General features: G+C 67.0%; 17 protein-coding genes. 11 read left to right on the top strand and 6 right to left on the bottom strand.

Going from position 1 to position 19,392, the window contains the following annotated elements:
• Positions 1-13: 13 nt before the first annotated feature.
• Both KTR40_RS15665 and KTR40_RS15670 read right to left on the bottom strand, forming a co-directional pair.
• Positions 14-697 carry a uracil-DNA glycosylase gene (locus KTR40_RS15665; protein WP_228404325.1) on the bottom strand — a complete coding sequence of 228 codons (684 nt, stop codon included), beginning with the start codon at positions 695-697 and terminating at the stop codon, positions 14-16.
• Between the two features lie 36 nt (positions 698-733).
• Positions 734-1,714, bottom strand: coding sequence for an aldo/keto reductase (locus tag KTR40_RS15670; protein ID WP_228404326.1), 981 nt, complete (start codon positions 1,712-1,714; stop codon positions 734-736).
• Positions 1,715-1,934: 220 nt separating this feature from the next.
• On the opposite strand from KTR40_RS15670, the gene KTR40_RS15675 reads away from it, so the two are divergent.
• The 5 genes from KTR40_RS15675 (at position 1,935) to KTR40_RS15695 (ending at position 9,315) form a co-directional block, all read left to right on the top strand.
• A complete protein-coding gene (locus tag KTR40_RS15675) occupies positions 1,935-3,431 on the top strand; it encodes a xanthine dehydrogenase small subunit (protein ID WP_228404327.1) in 1,497 nt (498 codons plus the stop codon).
• Entirely contained in the window at positions 3,428-5,812 is a 2,385-nt protein-coding gene (gene xdhB / locus KTR40_RS15680; RefSeq protein ID WP_228404328.1) for a xanthine dehydrogenase molybdopterin binding subunit, read from the top strand. Before KTR40_RS15675 ends, xdhB begins: the two co-directional genes overlap by 4 nt.
• A 1-nt stretch (position 5,813) precedes the next feature.
• Complete coding sequence (gene xdhC / locus KTR40_RS15685; RefSeq protein ID WP_228404329.1) at positions 5,814-6,617, top strand: xanthine dehydrogenase accessory protein XdhC; 804 nt, start codon at positions 5,814-5,816, stop codon at positions 6,615-6,617.
• Positions 6,618-6,880: 263 nt separating this feature from the next.
• Positions 6,881-7,789: a factor-independent urate hydroxylase gene (gene pucL, locus KTR40_RS15690; RefSeq protein WP_228404330.1), complete on the top strand. Its 909-nt coding sequence runs from the start codon at positions 6,881-6,883 to the stop codon at positions 7,787-7,789.
• 14 nt (positions 7,790-7,803) lie between these two features.
• Positions 7,804-9,315 (top strand): nucleobase:cation symporter-2 family protein, encoded by a 1,512-nt coding sequence (locus KTR40_RS15695; protein ID WP_228404331.1) that lies wholly within the window; start codon positions 7,804-7,806, stop codon positions 9,313-9,315.
• 10 nt (positions 9,316-9,325) lie between these two features.
• On the opposite strand, the gene KTR40_RS15700 is transcribed toward KTR40_RS15695, so the two are convergent.
• Positions 9,326-10,081 (bottom strand): IclR family transcriptional regulator, encoded by a 756-nt coding sequence (locus tag KTR40_RS15700; protein ID WP_139030370.1) that lies wholly within the window; start codon positions 10,079-10,081, stop codon positions 9,326-9,328.
• A 219-nt stretch (positions 10,082-10,300) separates the two neighbouring features.
• Between KTR40_RS15700 and KTR40_RS15705 the strand changes: the two genes are divergently transcribed.
• From KTR40_RS15705 to KTR40_RS15725, 5 genes are all read left to right on the top strand, one after another.
• Positions 10,301-11,725, top strand: coding sequence for an NAD-dependent malic enzyme (locus tag KTR40_RS15705; RefSeq protein WP_228404332.1), 1,425 nt, complete (start codon positions 10,301-10,303; stop codon positions 11,723-11,725).
• 37 nt (positions 11,726-11,762) lie between these two features.
• The gene (gene aceB, locus KTR40_RS15710; RefSeq protein ID WP_228404333.1) at positions 11,763-13,361 is read left to right on the top strand and encodes a malate synthase A; all 1,599 of its coding nucleotides are present in this window, start codon (positions 11,763-11,765) and stop codon (positions 13,359-13,361) included.
• A 3-nt stretch (positions 13,362-13,364) separates the two neighbouring features.
• Positions 13,365-14,639, top strand: coding sequence for an aldolase (locus tag KTR40_RS15715; RefSeq protein WP_228404335.1), 1,275 nt, complete (start codon positions 13,365-13,367; stop codon positions 14,637-14,639).
• Between the two features lie 16 nt (positions 14,640-14,655).
• Entirely contained in the window at positions 14,656-15,468 is an 813-nt protein-coding gene (locus tag KTR40_RS15720) for a bifunctional allantoicase/(S)-ureidoglycine aminohydrolase (protein WP_228404336.1), read from the top strand.
• A 95-nt stretch (positions 15,469-15,563) separates the two neighbouring features.
• Positions 15,564-16,715, top strand: coding sequence for a serine hydrolase (locus tag KTR40_RS15725; protein WP_228404337.1), 1,152 nt, complete (start codon positions 15,564-15,566; stop codon positions 16,713-16,715).
• A 30-nt stretch (positions 16,716-16,745) separates the two neighbouring features.
• Here the strand turns inward: KTR40_RS15725 and KTR40_RS15730 are convergent, their stop codons facing one another.
• A complete protein-coding gene (locus KTR40_RS15730) occupies positions 16,746-17,927 on the bottom strand; it encodes a zinc-dependent alcohol dehydrogenase (RefSeq protein ID WP_228404338.1) in 1,182 nt (393 codons plus the stop codon).
• 170 nt (positions 17,928-18,097) lie between these two features.
• Between KTR40_RS15730 and KTR40_RS15735 the strand changes: the two genes are divergently transcribed.
• The gene (locus KTR40_RS15735) at positions 18,098-18,346 is read left to right on the top strand and encodes a hypothetical protein (RefSeq protein WP_228404340.1); all 249 of its coding nucleotides are present in this window, start codon (positions 18,098-18,100) and stop codon (positions 18,344-18,346) included.
• A gap of 28 nt (positions 18,347-18,374) precedes the next feature.
• Here KTR40_RS15735 and KTR40_RS15740 read toward each other — a convergent pair whose 3' ends face one another.
• Positions 18,375-19,082: an HAD family hydrolase gene (locus KTR40_RS15740; RefSeq protein ID WP_228404341.1), complete on the bottom strand. Its 708-nt coding sequence runs from the start codon at positions 19,080-19,082 to the stop codon at positions 18,375-18,377.
• On the bottom strand, positions 19,082-19,372 hold the full coding sequence (locus KTR40_RS15745; RefSeq protein WP_139030391.1) for a hypothetical protein: 291 nt from the start codon (positions 19,370-19,372) through the stop codon (positions 19,082-19,084). Before KTR40_RS15745 ends, KTR40_RS15740 begins: the two co-directional genes overlap by 1 nt.
• Positions 19,373-19,392: the final 20 nt, after the last annotated feature.

A 19,392-nucleotide genomic window follows, 5' to 3' on the forward strand; every position in this document is an offset into this window, starting at 1 on the left:
TCAGGTGTGGCCATCATTGAATCCTAGGGGCTGCATCCGGCATCACGGCTGCGGCCAAGCCGGCGCCAAGCAGCTCCGCCAGCCCACGTTTGAAACCGGACTTCCCGCCGTGGGAAGGGTGCCGGACCTTTGGCACCTCCTGGCCGCTGCCCAGCAGGCTGCGGTGCGCCACGTTGCCCACGGCCACGATGGTGCCGATCTGGAACAGTTCTGCCAGCGACTGCCAGAACGGCGTTCCGAGCCTGGCTTCGGCTGTGCGCGGCGTGCGGTTGGACTGCGGATTCCCCGGCATGTGGGTGTGCCACGGGCACGCGCTCCACAGGAGGGGAAGGAACTGCAGTTCGGCCAGGACTTCCCACATCACGGTTGCGGTGGGCTCGGCCGCAACGCCTGCCGCGTCCGCCGGCAGCGCGTAGCCCTTACCGGGTCCGAACAAGCCAAAGCTGTTGGCGGGCCCCTGGAACATGGCGCGGTTGGTGAAGGGAACCCCGGTGACGCCCATGCCCCTGAAGCCGGGGGCCTCGCCCAGCAGCAGCACGGTTGGCGAACGGTCCATCATTTCCTGGAGGTAAAGCTCGAGGTTGCGCCGCCGCTGCGCATTTTCCGGCACGCTGTGGTCCAGGAAGTTGTTGCGGGCGGGCGTCGACGGCACGGCCGCGAGCCGGTCCACGAACGCGCGCACGGGGGAAGCAGTCACGGGCATCTTCACACGCGCCGGGCAGGAAACTGGCTCCTACCAGCGCGGGTGGATGGCCTCACGGAAGTAGTGGTCGTAGATCCAGCGGACCCCGGCGTCGAATTCCCCGCCCAGGCTGACGGAGGCCGCGGCGGCGTTCGCTGCCGCCTGCTCCACGTTGCGTGCCCCAGGGATGACGGTGGTGACGCCGTCCTGCGCGGCGATCCAGGCAATGGCCGCCTGGGCGGTGCTGGCCCCGGAGGGAACCAGCTGTTCAAACTCGGCCACGGCCTTCAGGCCCAGTTCGTAGTCCACACCGGAGAAGGTCTCGCCGACGTCGAAGGAGTCACCGTTGCGGTTGTAGTTCCGGTGGTCGTTCTCCGCGAACGCGGTCTCCTTGGTGTACTTGCCGGACAACAGGCCGGAAGCGAGCGGCACGCGCGCGATGATCCCTACGTTTGCCGCCTTTGCTGCCGGAAGGACCTCGTCCAGGGGCTTGAGGCGGAAGGCGTTCAGGATGATCTGGACCGAAGCGGTTCCCCCATGGCGGATCGCCTCCAGGGCCTCGTCCGTGCGCTCGACACTGACGCCGTAATTGCGGATGGCTCCCTCGGACACCAGGGTGTCCAGCGCGTCATAGACCTCGGCGTTGCTGTAGACCGGAGTGGGCGGGCAGTGCAGCTGGACCAGGTCCAGGGTGTCCGTGCCCAGGTTCTTCCGGGAGCGGTCCACCCACTGGCGGAAGTTGGCCAGGGTGTAGTTTTCCGGCTTCTGGTCCACCCGGCGGCCCATCTTGGTGGCCACCGTAACGTCCAGGCCCGGGTTGTCCGCGAGGAACTTTCCGATGGCCTGCTCGCTCTTCCCGTCGCCGTAGACGTCGGCGGTGTCGAAGAAGTTCACCCCTGCATCCACGGAGGCCGCCAGGACAGCCTGCGCCTGCGCCGGGTCAACGTTTCCCCAGTCCGCGCCAAGCTGCCAGGTGCCGAGCCCCACAATGGAGACGTTCCGACCGGTCTTGCCCAAAATCCGCTGTTCCATCCCTCGACTATATGGCGTGGCCCGGAGGAGGCCGGAATCTTACGCGTTCCGCCACGCCCCGACGCCCATCCGCATGGTGGAAAAGCCCTTCCGGCAACCTGTGTAAGCTTAATCACACTGAAACACGCAGCGGACATTCTGGCAGTGCTGTGCGGGTACATTTCCCAGCATCAGGGGTTTGGTTGGCGCGTCGGTCTGGTTCGTACGGGGAGCGTGAAGCATGGACGGAATCGAGATAACCGTCAACGGGCAGGCCCGGGGCTGCGGCGGAACCAGCCCGCACACCAGGCTTCTGGACTGGTTGCGGGGTGAAGGCCTGACGGGGGCCAAGGAAGGCTGCGCGGAGGGCGAATGCGGGGCGTGCGCCGTCATGGTGGCCCGGCCGGACGGCCCGGCCCGCAGCCTCTGGACTTCCATCAACTCCTGCCTCCCTTCCGCGCTGGCATTCGACGGCCAGGAAATTATCACTGCGGAGGGCCTGGGTACTGTAGCCGGGCCGTGCGCGGATGAGGCCCTTCATCCCGTCCAGCGGGAAATGGCAGACCGTGGCGGGTCCCAGTGCGGATACTGCACTCCGGGGTTCATCTGTTCCATGGCCGCGGAGTACTACCGCCCGGACCGCAGCCCCGCGGACGCCAGCCTGGAGACCGGGACGGGGGCCGTGGGCGAAGGGCACGCCGCCGACCATGGATGCGGCCCGAACGGGTTCGACCTGCATGCCCTCAGCGGCAACCTCTGCCGGTGCACCGGCTACCGTCCCATCAGGGATGCGGCCTACGCACTCGGGCCGGCGCAGGACACTGATCCGTTGCTGGGCAGGCAGAACCGGCCCGCCCCGCCGGCCAGGCACACCCGGACGGACGGCGACGCACGGTTCCTGCGCCCCGGGAACCTGGCTGAAGCCCTCCAGGCCCTCGAGGAAAACCCGGAGGCAAAGCTGGTGGCAGGGGCAACGGACCTCGGCGTCGAGGTGAACCTCCGCCACTTCCGGCCGCCCGTCGTCGTCGCCATCGACCGCCTGGCGGAACTGCGGACGTTAACGTTCGACGCCGGCCGGGTGGAGATCGGCGCGGCCCTTACCCTCTCTGAGGTGGAACGGGGCCTCAACGGCCGGGTGCCCCTCCTGGGCCAGCTGTTCCCACAGTTCGCGTCCCGCCTGATCCGGAACGCTGCCACCTTCGGCGGGAACCTCGCCACGGGATCACCCATCGGCGACTCCGCACCCGTACTCCTCGCCCTGGACGCCGGCGTCGTCCTGTGCTCCGCCGGCGGAGAACGTGAGGTCCCGTTGGCGGAGTACTTCACGGGCTACCGGCAGAACGTCAGGAAGCCCAACGAACTGCTGCGCGCAGTGCGGATCCCGCTGCCGCTGGCCGAAACCACAGCGTTCTACAAGATTGCCAAGCGCCGCTTCGACGACATCTCGAGCGTGTCCGTGGCCATTGCACTGCAGGTGGCGGACGGCGTCGTAAGTTCGGCCCGGATCGGGCTCGGCGGCGTGGCGGCAACCCCCATCCGGGCGTCAGCAACGGAAGAAGCCCTGGTGGGCCGGCCCTGGACCGCGGAGACCGTGGCCGCGGCGGCCGCCATCATGGCGGGCGAGGGGACGCCCATCGATGACATGCGGGCAAGCGCGGCCTACCGTTCAGCCATGCTGGGGCAGGCCCTGCTGAAGTTCCACGCCGGGAACGCTCCGGCGCTGGAGGTGGCGAAGTGAAATCCCTGGCAGAGCGTCCCGTCAACCCCGTGGTGGGCATCCCGGTGCCCCATGAGAGCGCCGCGGGGCATGTGACCGGAACAGCCCTCTACACGGATGACATTGTTGCCCGCTCCAGCAACATCCTGCACGCCTGGCCCGTCCAGGCGCCCCACGCGCACGCACGGATCCTGGCCATGCAGACCCAGCCCGCACTTGAAGTTCCCGGCGTAGTCAGGGTGCTGACGGCGTCGGACGTTCCCGGCATCAACGACTCCGGCACCAAACACGACGAGCCGCTCTTCCCCAGCGAGGTGATGTTCCACGGCCAGGCCGTGTGCTGGGTCCTGGGCGAATCGGTCGAAGCGGCACGGCTGGGCGCAGGGGCGGTTGCGGTGGAGTACGAGCCGCTGCCGTCACTCCTGACGCTCACCGAAGCCATCGCGGCCGGCAGCTTCCAGGGCAACCAGCCCACTGTTGCCCGCGGTGAGCCGGACCAGGCGCTGGCGGGCGCCGCCCACCGCTTCAGCGGGGAGTTCGAATTCGGCGGCCAGGAGCACTTCTACCTTGAGACGCAGGCGTCCTTCGCAACCATTGACGAAGGCGGGCAAGTGTTTGTGCAGGCCAGCACCCAACACCCGTCCGAGACGCAGGAGATCGTGGCGCATGTCCTGGGGCTGGCCAACCACCAGGTGACCGTCCAGTGCCTGCGGATGGGCGGGGGCTTTGGCGGGAAGGAAATGCAGCCGCACGGTTTCGCGGCCGTCGCCGCCCTGGGCGCCAGCCTGACCGGGCGCCCCGTCCGGCTCCGCCTGACCCGCACCCAGGACATCACCCTGACCGGAAAGCGCCACCCGTTCCATGCGCGCTGGGAGGCAGGATTTGACGACGACGGGCGCCTCCAGGCGCTGAAAGCCACCCTCACGAGCGACGGCGGCTGGAGCCTGGACCTCTCCGAACCCGTCCTGGCGAGGGCGCTGTGCCACATCGACAACGCGTATTACGTCCCCAACATCGAAGTGCACGGCAGGGTGGCCAAGACCAACAAAACGTCGCAGACGGCGTTCCGGGGTTTCGGCGGACCGCAGGGGATGCTGGTGATGGAGGACCTGCTGGGCCGCTGCGCCCCACTGCTGGGGCTGGACCCCGCCGAGCTCCGCCGTCGCAATTTCTACGAGCCCGGGCAGAGCACGCCGTACGGGCAGCCGGTGCGCCACGCCGAACGGCTCACCGCCATCTGGCAGTCGCTGCTGGACCGGGCCGGCGTGGCCCGGCGGCGGGCGGAGATCGAGGAATTCAACGCGGCGCATCCGCACACCAAGCGCGCCATCGGGATGACGCCGGTGAAGTTCGGCATCTCCTTCAACCTGACCGCGTTCAACCAGGCCGGCGCGCTTGTCCACGTGTACAAGGACGGGTCCGTGCTGATCAACCATGGCGGAACCGAGATGGGGCAGGGCCTGCATACCAAGATGCGCCAGGTGGCTGCCACCGCCCTGGGCGTGCCCCTCGCGTTCATCCGGCTGGCACCCACCCGGACGGACAAGGTCCCGAACACCTCAGCCACTGCGGCAAGCTCCGGGGCGGACCTCAACGGCGGTGCCGTCAAGAACGCCTGCGAGCAGATCAGTTCCCGGCTGTCCGAGGTGGCTGCCCGCAGGCTCAACATCCATCCGGACGATGTGCGGTTCGACGACGGCAAGGTCACCGGGATCGGCTTCCATGACCCCGGCCTCAGTTTCGCCGAGGTGGTGCACGATGCCTACTTCCAGCGCGTTCCGCTCTGGGCTGCCGGGTACTACCGGACCGAAGGGCTGCACTGGGACAGCGCCCGGATGCAGGGCGAACCATTCAAGTACTTCAGCTACGGCGCAGCCGTTACCGAAGTGGAGGTGGACCGGTTCACCGGCACCTACCGGCAGGTGCGCGCGGATATAGTGCACGACGTCGGCGACAGCCTTTCGCCGTTGATCGACGTTGGGCAGATTGAGGGCGGTTTTGTCCAGGGCGCCGGGTGGCTCACCCTCGAGGACCTGCGGTGGGACGTGTCCGACGGCGAGGGGCGGGGGCGGCTCACGACGCAGTCGGCCAGTACCTACAAGCTGCCCAGCTTCTCCGAAATGCCGGAGCAATTCAACGTCCACCTGTTTGAACGGGCCACGGAGAGCGGAGTGGTCTACGGCTCCAAGGCCGTGGGCGAGCCACCGCTCATGCTTGCCATCAGCGTCCGCGAGGCGCTGCGCGAGGCGGTTGCAGCGTTTGGTCCCGGCAGCATGTCAGTGGAACTGGCCAGCCCGGCCACCCCCGAAGCCGTGTTCTGGGCCATCGAACGGGTCACGGCGCCCTCCCCGGCCCTCCCTGGCGACGCCCTCCAGGCGCCCGCCGCGACGTCGGTGCGGTGACATGGACTGGCTCGAAGCCCTGCAGCACCTGAGGTCCTCAGGTTTGCCCGGAGTACTGGCCACCGTGTCTGAGGTGCGCGGCCATGCACCGCGGGAGGCCGGCGCCAAGATGGTGGTGGGGGCCGACTCCACGTGGGGCAGCATCGGCGGGGGAAATCTCGAGGCCACCGTGGTGGACCAGGCCAGGGACATGATGGCGCAAGGTATCTCCGTGCCCCGCAACGCCGAGTTCCCGCTCAACGAGCACGCCACCACCGAGCATGGGCGGCAGTGCTGCGGAGGGAAGGTGCGGGTGTTGCTGGAGCCTTTCCTGTCCCTTCCCACTGTGGCCATCTTCGGCGTCGGGCATGTCGGGTACGAACTCGGCCGCATCCTGTCCCGCCTGCCCATGGCCCTGTACCTCGTGGACAGCCGGGAGGAGCAGCTGGAGGCCGGCCGGCTGGCCGATGTTTCAGCGGGTGTTGCGGACGTCCGGGTTGTGCACACGCCGGTTCCGGATTCGTTCCTTGGCGGCCTGCCTGCCGGCGCCCACGTCTTCATCATGACCCACGACCACTCCGAGGATTTCCTGCTCTGCCACGCGGCCCTGCGCCGTGGAGACCTCGGGAGCGTGGGGCTGATCGGCTCGCGCGCCAAGTGGCTGCGGTTCCGGCAAAAGCTGGCGGCGGAGGGGTTTGCCGAGGCTGAGATTGACCGGATCCAGTGCCCGATCGGCCTGCCTGAGGTCAGGGGAAAGGCCCCGGCGGTGATTGCCGTCAGTGCCGCCGCCGGCCTGCTGGGCACCCTCGCGCCTGCCCGGCAGTAATGCGCCTGCCCGGCACTGCGGATCGGTCACAAACGGGTTTTTCAGATTGTGATGTACACCACCGGCCGGCCGCGCTACGCTGGATGACAACTCGTGGCGCAGGTCACGTAACCTGGGAGCAGCAGGCAGGGTCGTAATGAGCTGGCATCAATCGATGTCGGCTCATTTTTTGTGGGCCGACGGTACAAGAAACGTGCGGGACACGCGCGCTTAATTTCTCTGCGGGACTCTGGTCCCATATACCGGAAGTTGGGAATCTGACCATGAGCAGCAACATCATCCTGGGCAACAACCAGTACGGAAAGGCCGAAGTCCGGGTCGTCAAAATCACCCGCGACACGGACCGCCATGAAATTGAGGACCTGAACGTCACCTCGCAGCTGCGCGGGGACTTCGCCGCGGCCCACCTTGAAGGCGACAACGGCCACGTGGTACCCACGGATACCCAGAAAAACACCATCTACGCTTTCGCCCGGGAAGGCATCGGTTCCCCGGAGGCCTTCCTGCTGCGCCTGGGCGAGCACTTCACGTCCAGCTTCGACTGGGTAACCGGCGGACGCTGGGAAGCCGAGTCCTACAGCTGGAACCGGATCCAGGCCCACGGCGCCGCGCATGACCACTCCTTCGTCCGCAGCGGGCAGGAAGTCCGCACTGCAGTCCTGGTGCGCGACGGCGCCGCGGCCCACGTCATTGCGGGCCTCAAGGACCTCACGGTCCTCAAGTCCACCCAGTCCGGCTTCGTCGGCTACCCCAAGGACAAGTACACCACCCTGCCGGAGACAACGGACCGGATCCTCGCCACGGACGTTTCCGCACGCTGGCGCTTCAAGACCGGCACGGACTTCAGCGCGCTGGACTTCAACAAGAATTACGACGACGTCAAGGCCCTCCTGCTCGAAGGGTTCACCGAGAAGTATTCGCACGCGCTCCAGCAGACCCTGTTCGACATGGGCACCAAGGTCCTTGAGGCACACAGCGAGATCGACGAGATCAGGTTCTCCATGCCCAACAAACACCACTTCCTGGTGGACCTCTCGCCGTTCGGCCTCGACAATCCCAACGAGGTCTTTTACGCCGCCGACCGCCCGTATGGCCTGATCGAGGCAACCGTCCAGCGCGGGGACGCCAGCCCCGCGGACGTCGCCTGGTCCGGGATCGCCGGATTCTGCTGAACGGGAACTCTGCCATGAACACCAAGAACCCCCTCAAAGCCGACGCCAAAAAGCGCGGCAAGCGTCCCGCTTCCAGCCGGCCGGAGGATGAACGGCTTTCGGTCGGGAGCAGCTTCGCCTACGGATTCCAGCATGTCCTGACCATGTACGGTGGCATCATCGCCGTTCCGCTGATCGTCGGGCAGGCCGCCGGCCTCTCCCCCGCGGATATCGGCATCCTGGTTGCAGCAGCGCTCTTCATGGGCGGCCTTGCCACCCTGCTGCAGACCATCGGCGTGCCGTTCTTCGGCTCCCAACTCCCCCTGGTCCAGGGCGTCTCGTTCGCCAGCGTGGCCACGATGGTGGCGATCGTCAGCGGCGGCGGCGGGCTGCCGGCGGTCTTCGGGGCGGTGATGGTTTCCGCAGCAGTCGGCCTGCTGATCGCGCCGGTCTTTTCACAGATCGTCCGGTTCTTCCCTCCGGTGGTGACCGGCACCGTCATCACCACCATCGGCCTCACCCTCATGCCCGTCGCCGCCAACTGGGCGATGGGCGGAAACCGGAGAGCCGAGAACTACGGGAGCACGGCCAACATCGGCCTCGCCGCCGTGACCCTCGCCCTGGTGCTGCTCCTGAGCAAGGTGGGCAGCGCCACCATTTCACGCCTGTCCATACTCCTGGCCATGGTTGGCGGCACCGTTGTCGCGGTCGCCACCGGCATGGCGGACTTCTCCAGGGTCGGCGACGGCCCGATCGCCGCTTTCCCCACCCCGTTCCATCTGGGCGCACCAACCTTTGAGATTGCCGCCATTATCTCCATGGTGATCGTGGTGCTGGTGATCCTGACCGAGACCATGGCGGACATCCTTGCCGTCGGCGAGATCGTGGGCACGCGCACAGACTCCAAGCGCATCGCGGCAGGGCTCCGCGCAGACATGGGCTCCAGCCTGCTCGCCCCGGTGTTCGGCTCGTTCACCCAGAGCGCGTTTGCACAGAACGTCGGCCTGGTGGCTGTCACCAAAATCAAAAGCCGCTACGTGGTGGCTGCCGGCGGGGTGATCCTGGTCCTGCTGGGCCTCCTGCCGGTCCTGGGCCGCGTGGTGGCGGCCGTTCCCACTGCCGTCCTGGGCGGCGCCGGCATTGTGCTCTTCGGCACCGTGGCCGCCAGCGGCATCAGGACCCTGGCCAAGGTGGAATACCGGAACAACATGAACCTGATCATTGTGGCGGCGTCAGTCGGGTTTGGCATGATCCCCATCGCCGCTCCCACTTTCTACGACCAGTTCCCGTCCTGGTTCAGCACCATCTTCCACTCCGGCATCAGCTCGGCCGCGGTCATGGCCATCCTGCTGAACCTGCTGTTCAACCACCTCAAGGCGGGTAATTCCGAGAACCAGTCGGTGTTCGTGGCCGGCACCGGCCGGGTGGTCCGGGAGGAGGACCTGAAATGCCTGGCCGACGGCGACCGCTTCGAGGGCGGCAAGCTGATCGACTGCGACGGCAAGGAAGTCCCGGTCCAGTCATCCGAAAAGGCGTCAGGGCATTAGCACGAAGGCCTCAGGTGCGGTTCATCTCCAGGGAGATGGCTTCGGCAGCCTCGCGGAGGATGGGCACGGCCTTATCGGCGAAGTGCTCATCCACGCGGGACACCGGCCCGGACACGGAAATGGCGGTGGGCGTGGGGGCATTCGGAACGGCCATGGCGAAGCAGCGCACGCCAAGCTCCTGCTCCTCCTCGTCAATCGCGTAACCGCGCTCACGGATGAGCTTGAGGTCTGCCAGGAGCTCGTCAATATCCCCGATGCTCTTGGCGGTGGGGGTTGGCATCCCGGCCCGGGCCACGATGCCGCGGACGGCGTCGTCATCGAGCTGGGCCAGGATGGCCTTGCCGACGCCGGTGGCATGGGTATGGGCGCGCCGGCCCACCTCGGTGAACATGCGCATGGAGTGGAGGGACGGCACCTGTGCCACGTAGATGACCATGTCCGAATCCAGCACCGCCATGTTCGAGGTCTCCCCCAGCCGGTCCACCAGGGTCTTCAGCTGGGGGCGGGCCACGGCACCAAGCTGCTTGTTGGCTCCCTCGCCGAGCCGGATGAGCCGCGGGCCCAGCGCGTACCGCCGGTTGGGGAGCTGGCGGATATAGCCAAGGGACACCAGCGTCCGCAGGAGCCTGTGGATGGTGGGCAAGGGCAGGTCCGTGGACGAGGAAAGCTCGCTGAGCGTGACGTCGCCCCCGGCGTCCGTGACGAGCTCCAGCAGTTCGAACACACGCTCCACCGACTGCACGCCGCCCGAGGTTTTCTCTGCCATTCCGTTGTCTCCTACGGCTCTGATTCCGACAACTCTTATCCGCATCGTGAAATGAGCTGCTTAGAACACCCAAGATACAGCACGGCCGGCTGACGCTGCGAGGCGCCACGTGGCGGGCCGAGGCGCGCTTGTTATTCCATTATCCAGATAATAATATCCATAATACGAGAAACCTTGAGACTAAACCGGCCCGCACAAGGCCCAACAGGAGGAGATTCAATGGCGAACCCCAGCCCCGGAAATTCGATCACCCTGCGCGTGGAAGCGCCCTCGAGCTTCAGCGCCACCAGCGAGCTTGCCGCTGCAGTCGGAGCGGCAGGCGCCGCCATCACCGCCCTGGACGTCAGCGAATCCCACCACGAAACCCTCGTTGTGGACGTCACCTGCAACACCACGGACGACGCCCACGCCGCCCGCGTCAAGGATGCCCTCAACGCGCTTGACGGCGTCACGGTCCAGCACGTCTCGGACCGCACCTTCCTGATGCACCTGGGCGGCAAGCTGGAAGTCGTCCCCAAAGTCGCACTGCGCAACCGCGACGATCTCTCCCGCGCCTACACTCCCGGCGTCGCCCGCGTCTGCCTGGCCATCGCCGAGGACCCCTCGGCAGCCCGCAACCTCACGGTCAAGCGGAACACCATCGCCGTCCTTACCGACGGTTCGGCCGTCCTTGGCCTCGGCAACATCGGCCCGGCCGCGGCCCTTCCGGTCATGGAAGGCAAGGCCGCACTCTTCAAGCAGTTCGCCAATGTGGACGCCTGGCCGGTCTGCCTGGACACCCAGGAGACCGAGGAAATCATCATGATCGCCAAGGCCCTGGCCCCGGTCTACGGCGGCATCAACCTGGAGGACATCGCTGCGCCGCGCTGCTTCGAGATCGAGAACCGGCTCCGCGCTGAACTGGACATCCCGGTGTTCCACGACGACCAGCACGGCACCGCCATCGTCACCCTCGCAGCCCTCGTCAACGCGCTGCGCGTGGTGGGCAAGAAGCTCAGCGAGGTCCGCATTGTGGTTTCGGGCGTCGGCGCCGCGGGCTCTGCCATCATCCAGCTCCTCAAGGCCCAGGGCGCGCGGCACATCATCGCCGCCGGCCGTTCCGGCGCCATCCATTCCGGTGAAACCTACGGGGACGAGCACCGCCGGTGGATCGCCGCCAACACCAACGCGGAAGGCTTCGCCGGCACGCTGCACGAGGCCCTCGTCGGCGCGGACGTGTTCATCGGCGTCAGCGCCCCGCACGTGATCGGCGAGGAGCAGGTCGCCTCAATGGCAGCGGACGCCATCGTGTTCGCCATGGCCAACCCCACGCCGGAAATAGACCCCGTCGTCGCGTCAAAGCACGCCGCGGTGGTGGCCACGGGCCGCAGCGACTTCCCCAACCAGATCAACAACGTGCTGGCATTCCCGGGCTTCTTCCGGGGCCTGCTCGATGCCGGCGCCTCGGACATCACCCCGGAGATGCTGGTGGCCGCCGCGGACGCCATCGCCAACCGGGTAGCTGACGATGAGCTCAATGCCAGCTACATTATCCCCAGCGTCTTCGATCCCCATGTGGCCGCCAATGTTGCCTCAGCCGTCGCCGCGGCCGCCAACGCGGCGGCCGCAGCCCCGGCTCCCGTTGCCGCCCTGGCCAGCGCCTGACTCACTGACTGACTTCAGCACAAGGAAAGGACCAGAAATGGCCATCACCGCCACAGACCCCCGGCCCATGGACCGCGCGGAGGAAATCCTCACCACCGAGGCGCTGGCCTTCGTGGAGGAGCTGCACAGCCGCTTCGCCGGCACCCGCAACGAACTCCTGGCCGCCCGCTCCGCCAAGCGGCAACGCGTCGCGGACACCGGCAGGCTGGACTTCCTGCCCGAGACACAGGACGTGCGCGACGGCGACTGGCAGGTTGCGCCGGCGCCGGCGGCTTTGCAGGACCGCCGGGTGGAAATGACCGGGCCGGCGGCCCCGGCAAAAATGGCCATCAATGCGTTGAACTCCGGTGCCAAGGTGTGGCTCGCGGACCTTGAGGATGCCAGCACCCCCACCTGGCGCAACGTCGTCGAATCCATCCTGAACCTTCGCGACGCCGCCCGCGGCACCCTCAGCTACACCTCGGACGAGGGTAAGGAGTACAGCCTCCGCACCGACGCCCCGCTCGCCGTCGTGGTTGCCCGCCCCCGCGGCTGGCACCTGCCGGAAAAGCACCTGCTCATCAACGGCGAACGTGCCGTGGGCGCGCTGGTGGACTTCGGCCTGCACTTCTTCCACGTGGCCAAACAGCTGGTGGAGAACGGACAAGGCCCCTACTACTACCTGCCCAAAATGGAGGGTTACCTTGAGGCACGACTGTGGAACGAGGTCTTCGTCTTCGCCCAGGATTACCTGGGACTGCCGCAGGGCACCATCCGCGCCACTGTGCTGATCGAAACCATTCCGGCGGCCTTTGAAATGGATGAGATCCTCTACGAGCTGCGGGACCACGCCTCCGGGCTCAATGCCGGGCGCTGGGACTACCTGTTCAGCATCATCAAGTACTTCCGGGACGCCGGCGGGGAGTTTGTCCTCCCGGACCGGGCCTCCGTGGCCATGACGGCCCCGTTCATGCGCGCCTACACCGAACTGCTGGTCAAGACCTGCCACAAGCGCGGCGCCTTCGCCATGGGCGGGATGGCCGCCGTCATCCCCAATCGCCGCCACCCGGAGGTCACGGAGGCTGCGTTTGAAAAGGTCCGGGCGGACAAGACCCGGGAGGCGAACGACGGTTTCGACGGTTCCTGGGTGGCACACCCGGACCTGGTTCCGACCTGCCGCGAGGTCTTTGACGCAGTGCTCGGCAACAGGCCGAACCAGCTGGACAAGCAGCGCCCGGAGGTTTCCGTGACGGCGGAACAGCTGCTGGACGTGGCCTCCGCCCAGGGCCAGGTCACCGAGTCCGGGCTGCGGCTGAACCTCTACGTGGCCGTTGCCTACACGGCGGTGTGGCTGTCCGGGAACGGCGCCGTGGCCATCCACAACCTGATGGAGGACGCCGCCACGGCGGAGATCTCCCGCTCGCAGGTGTGGCAGCAGATCCGCAACAAGTTCGTCCTGGCGGACACCGGCAACACCGTCACCCGCGAACTGGTCGAACGCATCCTCAGCGAAGAAACCGAGCGGCTACGCACCGAGGTCGGCGACGAAGCCTTCCGCCGCTACTACAAGCCGGCCAGCGAACTGATCGCGGAGATCTGCCTCTCCGAGGACTACACGGACTTCCTCACCATCCCGGCCTACGAACTGGTGGACTGAGGCATGGCATCACCCAAGCCCTCGCTCTCCGCAGGGGACCTCGCACACATCGACGTCCAGCTGGCCGCCACCGACCGCCTGCTGGAACGGAACTACCCGGGCGACGACGGCTCCCGCCAGCCCGTCCACACGGTGTACGTCCCCGCGGACCTTTTTACGGCGTCGTTCGCTGCCGACTGGGGCGCCGAGGCGCTGGCGACGGCGGAGGCCCACGGGGGCCTAGAAGAGCTCGGGGCGCTGCTTGGCCAGGACGCCGCACTAGCCGGGGCCGTGGCCCCGCGCGTCGCGGCCAAGCTTTCCAGTGAACCCATCGAGGACCTGCGGCTCGATTTCGAGGACGGGTTCGGGGACAGGGGCGACGACGCCGAGGACGCCGCCGCCGTTGCCGCGGCTTCCGCGGTGGCCAAGGCAGTCGCTGCCGGGTCAGCACCCCCGTTCATCGGCATCCGGTTCAAGTGCTTCGAAGCAGCCACGCGGGTCCGCGGGCTGCGTACCCTGGACCTGTTTGTGTCCGGCCTGGCCTCGGCCGGTGAACTCCCCGAAGGGCTGGTCCTGACCCTGCCCAAGGTGACCACCGTAGCGCAGGTGCAAGCGATGGACTACGCCGTGTCCCGGCTGGAGGAAGTGCACTCGCTTCCCGCCGGACGGCTCCGGTTCGAGGTGCAGGTGGAAACCCCGCAGCTCATCCTGGGGCCGGACGGCACGTCGCCGGTGGCACAGCTGCCGCACGCTGTTCCGGGCCGGATCAGCGGCCTGCACTACGGCACGTACGACTACTCCGCGTCGCTGCAGATTTCGGCCGAGTACCAGTCCATGGAACACCCGGTGGCCGACTTCGCCAAGGAAGTCATGCAGCTGGCCGTTGCCGGCACCGGCATCCGCCTCTCCGACGGGTCCACCAACATCATCCCCGTGGGCGACAACGTGGAGAATGCCTGGCAGCTGCACGGCAGGCTTGTCCGGCGTTCCCTGGAGCGGGGTTTCTACCAGGGCTGGGACCTGCACCCCGCCCAGCTGCCCAGCCGTTTCACGGCCACCTACGCCTTCTACCGGCAGGGGCTGCCCGCGGCCGCTGCACGGCTGCGGAACTACGTGGAACAGACCACAGGCGGCGTGATGGACGAACCCGCCACGGCCCGCGCCCTGGCCGCGTTCGTCCTGCGCGGCGTCCAGTGCGGCGCCGTCGGTGCGGATGAAGTCCAGGCGCTTGCCGCCGTCGGAATTCCGCAGCTCACTGCACTGGCCCACCCGCGGCTCGCCACCACTTCCAACTCCTAGATAAGGATCTCTCTTCATGGGCAAGTACTACTCCCCCACCGGCGGCCTGCCGCCGCAGACGCACCTGACCACCGAGCGGGCCATCGTGACCGAGGCGTACACGGTGATCCCGAAGGGCGTGATGACGGACATCGTGACGTCCAACCTGCCGGGCTTTTCGAACACCCGCTCCTGGATCATCGCCCGCCCCATCTCGGGCTTCGCCACCACGTTCTCGCAGTTGATCGTGGAGATCGGCCCGGGCGGCGGCGCCCCCAGGGCAGAGTTCGAGGCCGGCGTCGAAGGCGTTATCTTCGTGACCCGCGGCAAGGTCAACCTCACGCTCGACGGCGAACTGCACCGGCTGGAGGAGGGCGGCTACGCCTACCTTGCGGCAGGGTCCAACTGGGGCCTGGAAAACGTCTCGGCTGACATCGTGTCCTTCCACTGGATCCGCAAGGCCTACGAGCGCCTCGAAGGGTACGAGGCCAAGTCCTTCGTCACCAGCGACGCCGAAGTGGAGCCGCGCGAGATGCCGGACACCAACGGCGCCTGGAAGACCACCCGCTTTGCGGACCCCAACGACCTGGCACACGACATGCACGTCAACATCGTTACGTTCCAGCCCGGCGGCGTGATCCCGTTCCCGGAAACCCATGTGATGGAGCACGGCCTGTACGTCCTTGAGGGCAAGGCCATGTACCTGCTGAACAACGACTGGGTGGAGGTGGAGGCCGGCGACTTTATGTGGCTGCGCGCGTTCTGCCCCCAGGCCTGCTACGCCGGGGGCCCGGGCCAGTTCCGCTACCTGCTGTACAAGGACGTGAACCGCCAGGTGCGCCTCACCTAATCCCCCGCCCGTCCCCCCAACTAGGTAGCGCCAAGTGTCGTTTTGAGGCTCCAAAACGACACTTAGCGCTACCTAGTTGGGGGAAAATTGGTGGCATGGGCACACGCCGGGGTGGCACGTGGACGCGGGTCACGGCTGGCCTGTGCGCAATCCTGCTGGCGGCGTCCATGACCGCCTGCACCTCGGAGCCGCGACCTCCGGAGCCTGAGCCGGACAAGCCTGCCGCGTTCGCAATCCTGGAAGACTTCAGTGCCCGGATGCTGGCGGAAGGCGCTCCCGCGGTCCTGGTCGCCGTCCGCAGCCGGGGCGCCACCTGGACGCACGCTGCCGGCGTCCGGAACCTGGAATCCGGCGAGCCGGCAACGGTTTCAGATCCTGTCCGCATAGGCGGCATCACGGAATCCTTCATCGCGGTCTCGGTGATGAAGCTGGCGGCGGAGGGCAAGCTTGAGCTGGACGCCGAGGTAAACCGCTATCTCCCCGAGTTCGGCACCGTCCTCCATCCTCCCGGCCCTGTGACTGTCCGCCAGCTCCTGACGCACGAATCCGCGCTTCCCGACTTTTCCGTTCCCCTGCTGGCGTCCGGGAATTGGGCGGAGACCATGAACCGGCCGCTCAGCCTCGAACAGCAGCTGGCCCTGGCCGCCACCGTGCCGTGGAACGCCCGGCTGGCACGGATCTTTGACTATTCCCGCTCGAACTATGCAGCGCTTGCCCTCATTGTTGAGCGGCTCCGCGGCGAGGGGATCGGGCAGGTCCTCGCCGAGGACACGGCCGCACCCCTGGGCCTGGCGAAGACCCGGCTTGGCGGCCCGACGCCGGCGGGCATGGTCCACGGCTATGTCACCTTTGAAGGCAGGCGCACCGACGTGAGCATGCCGGCATGGCAGGCGGAGTCCCCCTCAAGCGGCGCCCTGTCCACTGTGGAGGAAGTGAACAGTTTCTACGCCGCCCTGCTGGAGGGCAGGCTACTCCCACCGGACAGCGTGACCGCCATGAAGGGCGGCTACTCGCAGTACTACGGTTTTGCCCTGCGGCGCTGGAACAACACCTGCAACAACCGCTTCTACTATGGCCTTCCCGGTGACACCGACGGCTACGGCATGGTCGCCATGACCAGCGAGGACGGCCGCAGCCAACTTGCGCTGGCCGTGGCATACCCTCCCGCACCGCCCACCCTCGAACTCAACCCACTGATCTTTGAGATGCAGGACGTCGCACAGGAGGCCCTCAACACGCTGTGCTGAGGGCCTCCCGCTGGAAGCTTTCCGGGGACATCAGGCTCCGGGATTCAGGACCACCTTGATGCAGCCGTCCTCTTTCTTCTGGAACTTCTCGTACAGGGCCGGCGCGCCCTCCAGGCCCGAGCGGTGGGTGACCAGGTCCATCACACCCAGCGGATCGGCGTCGTCCTCCACCAGCGGCAGGATGTCATCAGTCCAGCGCCGGACGTTGCACTGCCCCATCCGCACCTGGATCTGCTTGTCGAACATGGTCAGCAGGGGCATCGGGCTGGCCTGGCCGCCATACACGCCGCTCAGGGACAGGGTCCCGCCGCGCCGTACGGCGTCGATGGATGTGTGGAGCGCAGCGAGTTTGTCCAGGCCCGCGGTCTCCATCGCTTTCTGGGCCAGCTTGTCCGGCAGGAGGCCCAGCGCCTGGTGGGCGAAGCCGGCCACCGGGGAACCATGGGCTTCCATTCCGACGGCGTCAATCACCGCGTCCGCGCCCCTTCCGGCCGTCCTCTCCCGCAGTTCGTCCGCCACGCCCTTGGTGTAATCAAGGGTTTCCACCCCGTGCCGGGCGGCCATCTCCCGACGCTCCGGGACCGGATCCACGCCGATGACCCGCAGGCCCCGCTGGACGCCGATCCGGCTGGCGAACTGTCCCACGGGGCCCAGTCCGAACACCGCCAGGGTGCCTCCCGGCCGGACGTCCGCGTATTCCACCCCCTGCCAGGCTGTGGGCAGAATGTCCGAGAGGAAAAGGTAGCGCTCATCCGGCAGTTCCGTTCCCACCTTCACTGGCCCGTAGTCCGCGTGCGGTACGCGCAGGTATTCTGCCTGGCCGCCGGGAACCGAACCGTAAAGCTCCGAGAAGCCGAAGAGCGCGGCGCCGGAACCCTTGCTCTTGACCTGCGTGGTTTCACACTGCGACTGCAGCCCCTGGCTGCACATAAAGCAGTGGCCGCAGGAGATGTTGAAGGGAACCACCACCCTGTCGCCCTTGCGGAGGTTGGTGACGGCGCTTCCCACCTCTTCCACGATGCCCATCGGTTCATGGCCGATCACGTCACCCTTGTGCATGTATGCGCCCAGCACCTCGTACAGGTGCAGGTCGGATCCGCAGATGGCCGTAGAGGTGATCCGCACGATGGCGTCCGTCGGCTCCTGGATCACGGGGTCCGGTACTTCTTCCACGCTTACCGAGCGTTTTCCTTGCCATGTCAGTGCTTTCACAATTCGCCTTTCTGGAGGTTTTGCCTTCAGTCCGGGCTGGAGCCCATCACTCGACCGTATCGACTTCAGCGGAAAAAAGTAAGCAGGCTGACTAAATACTTGCTGTCCCAGCCCCGGGCTTCTAGCGTTGGAAGGGCCAGCTCCGCAGCTACGTGTGAAAGAGGAACGCCATGACGCTTTACCAGCCGGAACCCGTTGAGATCTCCACCCGCATTCGGCCCGGGGAATGGACGGAAGCCAGCCTGGAGGAGCTTGTGGGCACCTACCGGACCCGCATCATGGAGATGGGTGCCAACATGGCGGAAGTGCGTACGGACATTGAGCGGCACGACGACGGTTCGGTCCGGGTGGCGGTGGTGTGGGACAAGCCCGCGAATGCGGGCGATGAGGACGCCGTGACGGGCGGCCAGGCGCTGTAGTCGGACGGTGCGGGCAGGCTTCAAGGGTTTAGGGCTTGGCGAGCAGCCGGCCTATGGCACTTGAGGTCAGGTTGTGCAGCAGGTCCTGCGGCCCGTCGTAGACCTCTGCCGCCCCGGCTTCCCGGAGCTCGGCGGCGCTGACCCCGCCGCAGGTGACACCGATGGCGGGGATGCCCAGGGCTCCGGCGGCCATCATGTCCCAGACGGCGTCTCCGACAAAGACGGCGTCCGCCGCCGCCACGCCAATCGCATCAAGCGCCGCCACCAGGATGTCCGGGGCGGGCTTGCTCTCCTTGGCATCATTGGCGCTGGTGGCGGCATCGATGAAGGCATGGGCGTCGAGGACGGACCCCATGACCTCAAGGTCTTTCTTGCGTGCGGACGAGGCCAGCGCAACAGCAAGCCCGCCGGCGTGGCACTGGGCCAGCAGATCCTTTGCTCCCTTGAAGGCGCGGAGCGCAGGCCAGTGGGAAGCGTAGAGCGCCCCGTGGCTGGCCATGACCTCCTTATCCGCGGACCGCTCCCGCCCCTCGGGCAGGAGGCTGTCCACCAGCCGGTCGCCCCCCATGCCCACATAGTGGTGGATGGAGGCCATCGGGATGTCGTAGCCGTGCTCCCGGAAGGCGCCCCACCAGGCAATGGTGTGGATGTAGGACGAGTCGATCAGCGTGCCGTCGACGTCAAAAAGAACCCCCCGGCGTCGCCCGCCAGGGGGTGTGGTTCCTTGGGGCACCATCAGCGTACCGCTGCCCTCTTGGCCGCAGGGGCCTTCCTGTGGCGGGCAGCTTCCTCCTTGGGGGTGGCCACGGGGCGGACGCGTTCCCGGAGGACACTCCCGGCGCCGTCGTGGCTCTTGTCCCGGATCAACCCGGTACCGGCAATCTCCCGCGCCATTGCCACGCCCGCAACTGCCGCCCTTTTCGTGGGAAAGGTGACCGAGATGGCCATCAGGCTCCCGGCACCATCCAGCATCCGGACCCTGTAGCCGCCGTCAGGCGCATCCACGAGCTCAAAATACCCGGCCATACAAATCACTCCTCCGTCAG

Source organism: Pseudarthrobacter sp. L1SW (genome assembly GCF_020809045.1).
GTDB lineage: Bacteria > Actinomycetota > Actinomycetes > Actinomycetales > Micrococcaceae > Arthrobacter.